The organism is Terasakiella brassicae (assembly GCF_014641495.1).
GTDB lineage: Bacteria > Pseudomonadota > Alphaproteobacteria > Rhodospirillales > Terasakiellaceae > Terasakiella > Terasakiella brassicae.
In genome coordinates this window covers 1-9,232 of the sequence record NZ_BMHV01000046.1, presented here as the reverse complement: position 1 = coordinate 9,232, position 9,232 = coordinate 1, and the positions used below count along the sequence as shown (strand labels likewise).

The following is a 9,232-nucleotide window of genomic DNA, read 5'->3' as shown; positions in this document are numbered from 1 at the left end:
AACACGCTTTTCACTGACTGTAAAACCGAGATCACGTAGTTCATCCGTCATGCGTTCACGCCCATAGGATTGGTAATTTTCTTTATGGATTGTGCGGATATTGGTCAGCAAAACCAACTCTTTGCGTTGACGTTCAGACATGGGCCGCTTTCGCCAATCATAATAACCGCTGAGGCTGACGTTGAAGGCTTTGCACAGCAGGTGAAGCGGATGGTCGGCCTTTTTCGCATCAATGAACTTGAACCTCATCGCTTTTGACTCGCAAAGAAGGCCGTCGCTTTTTTTAGAATCTCCCTCTCCTCCCGCAATATTCGGTTTTCTTTGCGAAGGCGAGCCAGTTCCTTATGAAGGTCATCGTGCGGTCCTGACATCAAATCGTCATGCTTATGTTTAGCAACCCATTTGTTCAACGTGGAAAGGCCGATGCCAAGATCGGCGGCAACTTGTTTGCGAGATAAGCCACTTGTCAGTGCAATCTGGACGGCTTCGCTTTTAAATTCATCAGATTTTTTGAGACTCATTTATTCCTCCTGTAAATCTCAGTTTAACAGAAGGTGCTCTCCAGTTTTAGGGGACGGGTCCAGCTTAATGGGATCATTCCAGAAGAACAGCAGGATCATTTTCTTATGATCTACTGCCTGGTGATTTGGAACAGAATGGAAGCACTGGGGACTGATTTCAAAACGTACCCAGAGCCTCTGCGCACTAAAGCTCATCAGAACTTTGATAAGTACCTAAACCAATGTGGTGTTGAACGTCGCTTTGATGACGTAACAGGCCAGATGGTAATCCCGTTAAAGGAAATCTCCAAAATTAATGGAATAACGGAAGAGGAATGCGTTGAGCATCTCTGTAAAGAAGGCATGGAGCCTTTAGGTGCTGATCCCGCCAAATGTCACCCGCTTCACTGAGATACATGAAAGGAAATAAAATGAGCACTAATGAAATGGTATTTGAAGAAATCATGGCCCGGTTGTTCCCAAATAAGCCTGTAGGGTCGCGTTGTGATGCTCTGGCAATCCATGAAGAAGGAAAAGAGCCTAAGTTGCCTGAGGTGGATTGGACGTTTTTTGGCAGTGAGGAGTTGCAGAGTTCAGTAAATTCCCTTGTGTTGGCGTGTTGTGCGATCTTTAACGAATACGCCTCTTATTGTCGCCTGATTGGGGCCGAAGAAGCTGCATTAACATTGATTGATACAGCAAATGACATCGTGGCCTGTCAATTGGGTGACGCTATGCTTCAACGATTGAGTGCAGCCGCCCAGCAGGTTCAGCCTTTTGACCATGAACTATCATCGATTTTATGGAAATTGTCTTCGCAAGGCGTGATCATTCCTCTTGCTCAGAGTTGTGAAAATACCAACAAAGAGGCAAAAGTTGTAAAAACTACAACTGATCACCGTCTAAATTCCGATCTCTTCCTAAAGGGCTTACGAAAAGGCCTGAGCGTTTCCAGAGCAGCAGAGAAAGCCAATGGAACACGCGCTGGTTTCTATGCACTCAAGAACAGGGATCAGGGCTTTGCGGAATCATGGGAAGATGCTTTGGAAGAAGGGACGGATATTCTTGAAGATATTGCTTATAAATTCGCCAAGCGAGGCGACAGCTCTCTGATCAAGTTTCTTCTGTGTGCTCGCAGGTCTGAAAAGTACCGAGAGCGTAGGGATGTAAATCTAAGCGGCACAATTTGTTTTGCAGAAATACTTGAACAACTTGATGATCCTGATGAAATGCAGGAGGCCTAAAACATGGGAATTAAAGTACCAGCAGCTATTGAGTCCGGCGTAGGTCAGGTCAAAACGATCCCGTTAAATACACCAGCTCAACGCCTTCAAACTGATAGTGGTATGTTTGGCGGTGATAAAGCTCAAGCCATGATTGAGGCCGGGCGTGATTTGGGGCGCACAGCTGACCTATTGCATAAACGCGCGATGGATATGAAGAAAGAGGATCAGGATGCAGAGCTTGAAAAGGCTGAGCTCCAGTATTTCGATGAGGTGCGTAAGCTCCTTCAAGACCCTGAAAAAGGCTATTTCACGATCAAGGGGAAAGCGGCCTTTGATGCCCATGATACGACTGTTAGCAACCTCAAGAAGGCAGCCGATCAGATCACGTCTAAATGGCCTGAAGGGATGCGCCAACGCTTCAATGAAAAGGTCTCGGCACGGCGTAACACAGCTCTTGATCAAATGGCCCGTCATGCGGCATCTGAGCGCAATCAGCATTTCATTGATTTGAGAAAGGCTCAGGTAGAGAAAGCGAGTGAAGATGCGCTTGCTAACTGGACCGATCATCAGGCTTTGGATGCTGCAATTGATCGAGGGCTAGAGGCTGTGCATGAGTTAGGTAAACTTCAAGGTTGGTCAAAGGAAGTAACCGATCAGGCGAAATTCAATATCCAAAGCGCCATGCATATCAAGGTACTGGATCGGATGATGGTTGAAAGTCCATCTATGGCAAAGGCCTATTTCGCTAAGAACAAGGAAGAGATCGACCCTGAACAGCAGGTTAAATATCAGGACCAGATTAACACTCAGGCTATTTTACAGCAGGCTCAAAGCATTTCGGACCAGCTTGGGCGTATGGGCTTGGACTACGGGCAGCAGCTCCAAGAGGTTCAAAAGCTTAGAGACCCGGATTTGCGCAAAGAAGTTCTCACGCTTGTCGATGCAAACCAGAAGAGAATTAAAGCGGTGCGCCAGGATCGTCATGACCGGCTTTCAAATGAAGCCTGGAATATTGTCGAAAAAGAACTCTCTACCAAAAATCTTAGTCCAGAAATGCGTACTGTTTTGGATGGGGATGAGATTGAGAAGATGGACAAATACGCCAGCGATAAGCTTGGCGGTAAGCCCATTCAGACGAATTGGGAGACCTATTACGCCCTTTCTACCATGGCAACGGACAACAAAGAGGCCTTTGCTAAACTTAATCTTATGACCATGCGGCCTGAGCTTTCGGATGCAGATTTCAAACAATTTGTGAACCTTCAGCAATCAGCCAAGACGAATGACGCTGAATACACCAAAGTCATGACGCCAAACCAGATGGTCAATAGTGTGGCCATCCAAATGGACTTGAGTAAAAAGAAAACAGCTCAGCTTCAACAGGCTTTGCAGAATGAGGTCTATGCCTTTGAAACGGCAACCGGGAAGAAAGCTACCCCCAAAGATGTACAAGACCTTTTGGATAACCGGCTTCTGACTGAGGTTCGAGTTGGCGGCATGTTATGGGATAGCGAGAAACATGCCTTTGAGCTTGAGGATGCTGAACGCAGTAAGGTCTCAATAAAGCTGGATCAGATCGGAACGGGCCAGCGCAGAAGGCTTCATGCTGTTGCATTGGCAGCTGGTCTCTCAAATGAGGATGTAGACAAGGACCTACTGGAGCACCTTGGCGGAGCCTTCACCCTGAACGACCATGAATATGCTGCACAGCTCTTGGGACTGTCTGATAAGGCGGAGCTACTTGGCGCTATAGAGAAAGCGGATGGTTTACTTCAGAAGCAGGAATATGAAAACACCGTTAAGGAAATGGAAGCGACCGGGGAGCTAGGTGTCAGATGATTGGCAAGGCTTCAAAATGCCTAATCCATACTCGCGGGTTTTCTCAAGAATTAGGCGCTTGTTCTTGTCAATTGGAGGATTGAAGATTGTTATCTTATTTTTTCCACCATGTTGCTTGCCTTTCTCAGTCCTGTGAACCTCCACGCACATTTCCATGGGGATGGGGCTTGGCACCTCATCGGGCCGCCAGAGAGGTCCGTTCTGTTGGGCTAAAAGCATTATGGCGAAGAGTGTTTCCATGGCTGAAGCCTATCACCACCGTATCACCGAACAAACTGAAAAATTCAATCGCGCTCCAAGCCTTTGACCGGCCCAGCGCAAAAAAAACTATGAGGCTTAAAATGGAACGTAACCAAGATATTTCAAACTGGATGAATAAGGGGAGCAGCTTCCCCGATCCTTTGAATGTAGACCCGGATAAACATGCCCAGAACATGGGGCTTGCGAAAACGTCCGGCTTGCCTTTCTCCACTGTGAGCCGAAAACCTGAAGAGGTGCAGAAGCAGGTTCATGCCAAGGATGTGTCGAAAAAGCTTGAGGCTAATCCTGATCTGATAGCCTTTCTCAACAAAGACCCGGATAATTTCAAGCTGGCCCATGATGACGTTGATAACTTAACACAGGTGATTGATGTTCTACGATCAGCCCCCGGTGGTGGTGTTCAAGGCGCTGGCATGTCCCTTTCTGGCCTTGGGGAGTTAAATGATGCGGCAACCCGGATGTTCGACCGTGGGCTCAACGCAGTTCTGCCGGATAGCGTGATGGAGAAGCTTAGAGCCCCTATTCCATGGTATCTGAATCGGTCTGAGATTGTGAAACGCCCCGGTGAGGTGTTGAAGGAACTTGCCGACAATGAAATCCTCCCTCCTGCTGAGCGCCGGAATGTGGTGACTGATATCGCTCAAGGTGTTGGGCAGGTTTCTTCACAGATCGCCATGACACTTGCATTCGGCGCTGGATCAAGTGGTGTAATGATGGCAGGCCAAGGGGCTGATATTCAGGCTGAGAAGATAAAAAAGGCCAAAGCCGAAACATCAACAGGAACAGATTTGGCTATCTTTGCCGGTGCAGGTGTAACTGCCTTAACGGAAAAGCTTGGAATTGATGCAATCCTAAACCGCGTTCCTCCTTCCATTAAAAACAAGGTTCTGAGACAGGTTGCAGATTTGTCAATTGCCGGTGGTGTTGAAGCAGTTCAGGAAGTTGTTGAAGGCATTGCACAGAACCTGGTTGAGATTGCTTTCTATAACCCTGATGCAGAGAAGATAAAAAAGGCCAAAGCCGAAACATCAACAGGAACAGATTTGGCTATCTTTGCCGGTGCAGGTGTAACTGCCTTAACGGAAAAGCTTGGAATTGATGCAATCCTAAACCGCGTTCCTCCTTCCATTAAAAACAAGGTTCTGAGACAGGTTGCAGATTTGTCAATTGCCGGTGGTGTTGAAGCAGTTCAGGAAGTTGTTGAAGGCATTGCACAGAACCTGGTTGAGATTGCTTTCTATAACCCTGATGCAGAGATTGTCGATTGGGCGGAAGCTGAACAGGAGGCCAAGGCGGCAGGTGGTACGGGGGTGATTGTCAGAGCTATCGTAAATGCCGCCACAAAAGGCCGTCAGGCGCATGTGGAACAGAAAGATAAGCAAGGAGTCGAGTTTAAGGCTAAACGCCTTCAGGAGCTCGCAAACGGGGCCAAGCTATCGAAGTTCAGGGAACGTGCGCCGGAACGCTTTAAGGAGCTCATCACCCATGCCCAGAATGCGGAAAGCGAGAATGTATATTTACCTGCTGAGGCCTTCACGACCTTTTTTCAGGATAAGCCTGAAGAAGGCATGGCCCTGCTAGAGCAAGCTGGTGTCACTGCCCAATATGAAGAAGCTCAAAGTACAGGCGCAGACCTTGTTATTCCTCTTGAAAATTGGGTGATGAGCTTCGGGATCAGTGATTATCACGTTGACCTGACCGGGAATCTCCGGTTTGAGCCCGATGGGAAAAACCTGAATGAGATAAATGATGAGGATGAGCAGTCCGTAAATTTACCGACTGACCTGTTGAATGAACCTGAAATCTCAGAAGCCGATAAATCAGCTCAATCTGTTTTTGATGATGTGAAGGATAAGCTTGTTGCTGCCGGTCATGCTGAAAAAACGGCTGAACGGGAAGCAGCTCTCTATCGATCTTTCTATCGCACACAAGCACAGGAGATGGGGCTTGACCCGTTCATTCTATACCAGCGCCGATCTTTAGAGGTTCGAGGGCCGTTTACTCAAGTTTCAGTAACAGCAAAGCAGTCCGTAAATTCACGGGCTGAGGATAAGGGTATCACTAATACATATACCCCTGTTACTGATAAGCAAGATGTAAATTTACATCTTGGAAACAAAGAAACACCCGGGGAAGCCGGGACGGTTCATCCCACCCTAACTGATAGTAAGGGTAATTCAGGCGAGAACTCCCGTCCCGTGGGGGGTGACCTAACGAAACGTGAGGCCCAAAGTCAAGATGTTGACCCTGATAACCCAACCCTACATCAGGAATACGAACAGTCCTCAGCTCCGTTCCAGCGCTTTGAGATCGGTATTGCTGAGAAATTATTCTCTCAGTCTTTCGACAAAGTAATGCGTGGTGAAAGCCGGAACGTCCTCAACATGGGGGAAGCGCCCCCCGTGCTGCGTGAATTCGGCTTTGATAAGCTTGATATTGCCGTTCCTCAGTCAGTGATTAAAAAGGCGCTGGGGCAGAAGAAAGCCAGAACATCAGATGGTAAACATGCTGAGCACGTCGAGCCCTCCGCCGTATCTGATCTAGTTCAGGCCATTGCCGATCCGGTAGCAGTCTTTGAAAGTGCGCAGCATTCAGATCGGGCCGTTATTATCACAAGGCTTAAGGACCGTTCAGGAAATTATATCGCCGTTGTTGTGGCCCCTCAGGGCAAGTTCTCTCACCACAAAACACATGCAGTTCCCTCAATCCATCCGAGAACGAGTGCAAAGGGTTTGGGGGCGTTGAGATATGTGGAGAGTAAGAAAAGCCTCCAAAGTCTACAGAAAGCCCTGCGGAATATGCAGGGGACGGTAATCCATGGAGGCCTGCAAAAGAATATACCAACAAAAGCTGAACTGATCAATAAACATGGCTCCCTGTTCTATCAGGAGAAAGGTGGCGATAATCGGGGGGCCATCAGCTTCAATCCAAATTCAGGCCAAGCTGTCATTAGTTTGTTTGAGAAAGCTGACCTGTCCACCTTCCTGCATGAAAGCGGTCATTTATTCCTTGAGGAAACCCGCTCATTCGCTGCCATGGATGAGGCCAGCGCACAACAAAAACAAGATTGGAAGACCTTGAAAAACTGGCTGGGCGTCGAGGGTGATTCCTTAAGCCGGGATCAACATGAACAATTTGCCCGAGGTTTTGAGGCCTATCTGATGGAAGGCAAGGCCCCCTCTCTGGAGCTTCAATCTGTCTTTAACCGAATGCGCGCCTGGTTGGTAAATATCTATCGCACCGTCAAAGGCTTGAATGTGGAGCTCAATGACGATGTTCGCTCATTCATGGACCGGATGCTGGCAACACAGGATGAAATCAAGACTGCCCAGGAAGCAAACCGATATATGCCCCTGTTCGAAGATGCCCAAAGCGCTGGGTTAAATGAGGAGGAATATCAAGCCTATGTGGGGGCTGCTGAAGCTGCAACGCAAGCAGCGGAAAACGAGCTCCTGCGAAAAACCATGAATGAGGTAACCCGGGAACAAAAAGCCTGGTGGAAAGATGAGCGCGCCCGTATGCGTTCCAGTGTGGAAGAAACCATCAGCAATAAGCCAGTTTATCAAGCTCTGGATTACCTCAAATCAGGCCTCGATGGAAAGCCAGTAGGGTTAGATCGTAATGTTTTGGTAGAATTCTGGGGAGAAGACATTTTAAAGCAGATTCCCGGCAGTGTACCGCCGATCTATCGCAAGGAAGGAGGAGCTCACCCTGAATTGATTGCTGATATGTTTGGCTTCTCTTCTGCTGATGAGCTTATCAAGGCCATGGTTGTTGCTCCAAGCAAGAAAGCTGAGATCGATCGTATCACCGATATCCGCATGAAAGAGGTGTGGGGTGATATTCTGAATGACGGCACCATTGAAGATTTTGCGCTGGATGCTGTCTATAACGATGAGCGGGTGAACTTTCTGCGTACTGAGCTCAAAGTTTTGAATAAACGGGCTGGTAATGCCGGAAAACCAGCACCATCTCCGTTTTTGAAACAGACAGCGAAGGATCATATTGAGCAACAACCTATTCGAACAGCCTTTACACCTGGGCGCTTTCAGGCGGCAGAGGTAAGAGCTGCTCGGGAAGCTCAATTAGCAGTGATTGAAGGTGATTACCAGCGCGCAGCGGAAGCTAAACAGCGCCAAATCCTTAATCACGAGCTGGCCCGGGCGTCACGCAATGGGAAGAATGAATCTGAAAAGATGCTCAATTACTTCAAGAAATTTGATCGCTCAGGCATTCGTTCAAAGCTTGACGTAGATCACCTTGATCAGATTGATGCATTGCTTGCCCGGTTCGACCTGAGAAAGGCCGTGAGCCTTCGTGCAATCGATAAACGCAAAGCCCTGGCTGATTGGATCACAGAGCAGGAAGGCAATGGTTCTGAAGTTGTTATCCCTGATCGTCTGCGCTCAGATGCCTTCAAAAAGCATTATAAGGACATGAGCCTTGAGGAATTAAGGGGCCTGCATGATGCGGTGAAGAATATCGAACACCTTGGCAGGCTGAAAAACAAGCTTCTGGCTGCCAAAGAAAAGCGTGACTTTGATGAGGTGGTGAATGGCCTTGCCGAAAGCATTTATGAAAATAATGACCTCAAGCCGGTTTCAGATAACATTTCCCCGGATGTGAAAGAGAAGATCAAGGAAAGTGCCAGAGGCTTTCATGCAGAACATACCAAGATGGAATTCTTCTTCCGCAAGCTTGATGGGGATCAGGATTTAGGCCCTGTATGGAATGCTATTTTTAAGCCATTGGCTGATGCTGAGACAGCAGAACAGTCCTATATGGAACGCATTATCCCTGAGCTCAATAAAGCTTTGAACCGGTATAGCCGTGTTGAGCGCATGAAATGGCATTTCCAGAAAACCTATATCGAGGAAGTTGGGAAATCTTTCACCAAGGCTGAGCTCTTGTCAGTGGGCTTGAATTGGGGGAATATTGATAACCGTGATGCCATTAAGAAAGGCTTCAAATGGTCTGATGCCGAAGCTGATACCAAAGTGCGGTTGCTATGACCGATAGAGCCATTCCCTGTTCCCAATGGACATAATTCTCCACGGTTGATCACTCAAGCGGTTCCATGCATCACAGCAAATATTGACAATGTCGTCATAGGATTTGAAGATCCTATTTGAAAGCCAATTTTGTCGCATGAATTGCCAAATATTTTCCACAGGGTTAAGCTCTGGCGATTTTGGTGGCAGAGGCACAATTGTAATATTATCAGGCACTTTCAATTTACTTGAAGTGTGCCATGCCGCTTGATCCATAATGATTATGGCATGGGCATTCTCATCCACTGCCAAAGAGATTTCTTCAAGATGAACTTCCATGGCAAACGTATTGCACTTGGGCATAATGATCCCGGCGGCTTTACCGTGTTCGGGGCAAATCGCCCCAAAAATATAG

At 47.6% G+C, this 9,232-nt stretch carries 7 protein-coding genes; 4 read left to right on the top strand and 3 right to left on the bottom strand.

The features are described 5' to 3' along the window. Positions 1–249 (bottom strand): IS3 family transposase (locus IEW74_RS16615; RefSeq protein WP_188667212.1); only part of this gene is annotated, 249 nt, incomplete at its 3' end. Beyond that, positions 246–521 (bottom strand): transposase, encoded by a 276-nt coding sequence (locus IEW74_RS16610; RefSeq protein ID WP_188667210.1) that lies wholly within the window; start codon positions 519–521, stop codon positions 246–248. The genes IEW74_RS16610 and IEW74_RS16615, both read right to left, overlap by 4 nt. Positions 522–626: 105 nt before the next feature. Here IEW74_RS16610 and IEW74_RS16605 point away from each other — a divergent pair, with 105 nt between their 5' ends. The 4 genes from IEW74_RS16605 to IEW74_RS16590 all read left to right on the top strand — a co-directional run bounded on the left by IEW74_RS16605 (position 627) and on the right by IEW74_RS16590 (position 8,838). Beyond that, complete coding sequence (locus IEW74_RS16605; protein ID WP_188667208.1) at positions 627–911, top strand: hypothetical protein; 285 nt, start codon at positions 627–629, stop codon at positions 909–911. Between the two features lie 20 nt (positions 912–931). Continuing rightward, positions 932–1,744: a hypothetical protein gene (locus tag IEW74_RS16600; protein WP_188667206.1), complete on the top strand. Its 813-nt coding sequence runs from the start codon at positions 932–934 to the stop codon at positions 1,742–1,744. 3 nt (positions 1,745–1,747) lie between these two features. Next, on the top strand, positions 1,748–3,565 hold the full coding sequence (locus IEW74_RS16595; protein WP_188667204.1) for a hypothetical protein: 1,818 nt from the start codon (positions 1,748–1,750) through the stop codon (positions 3,563–3,565). 341 nt (positions 3,566–3,906) lie between these two features. Then, positions 3,907–8,838 (top strand): LPD22 domain-containing protein, encoded by a 4,932-nt coding sequence (locus IEW74_RS16590; protein ID WP_188667202.1) that lies wholly within the window; start codon positions 3,907–3,909, stop codon positions 8,836–8,838. On the opposite strand, the gene IEW74_RS16585 is transcribed toward IEW74_RS16590, so the two are convergent. Then, the coding region (locus tag IEW74_RS16585) for an IS630 family transposase (protein ID WP_188667201.1) at positions 8,833–9,232 on the bottom strand (400 nt) is incomplete at its 5' end. The two genes, IEW74_RS16590 and IEW74_RS16585, sit on opposite strands and share 6 nt — an antisense overlap.

What these genes read in the sequence shown, in the direction of transcription:
- IEW74_RS16600 (WP_188667206.1), top strand. Translation starts at nt 932, where the DNA reads ATGAGCACTAATGAAATGGTATTTGAAGAAATCATGGCCCGGTTGTTC.
- IEW74_RS16590 (WP_188667202.1), top strand. Translation starts at nt 3,907, where the DNA reads ATGGAACGTAACCAAGATATTTCAAACTGGATGAATAAGGGGAGCAGC.
- IEW74_RS16595 (WP_188667204.1), top strand. Translation starts at nt 1,748, where the DNA reads ATGGGAATTAAAGTACCAGCAGCTATTGAGTCCGGCGTAGGTCAGGTC.
- IEW74_RS16610 (WP_188667210.1), bottom strand. Translation starts at nt 521, where the DNA reads ATGAGTCTCAAAAAATCTGATGAATTTAAAAGCGAAGCCGTCCAGATT.
- IEW74_RS16605 (WP_188667208.1), top strand. Translation starts at nt 627, where the DNA reads ATGATCTACTGCCTGGTGATTTGGAACAGAATGGAAGCACTGGGGACT.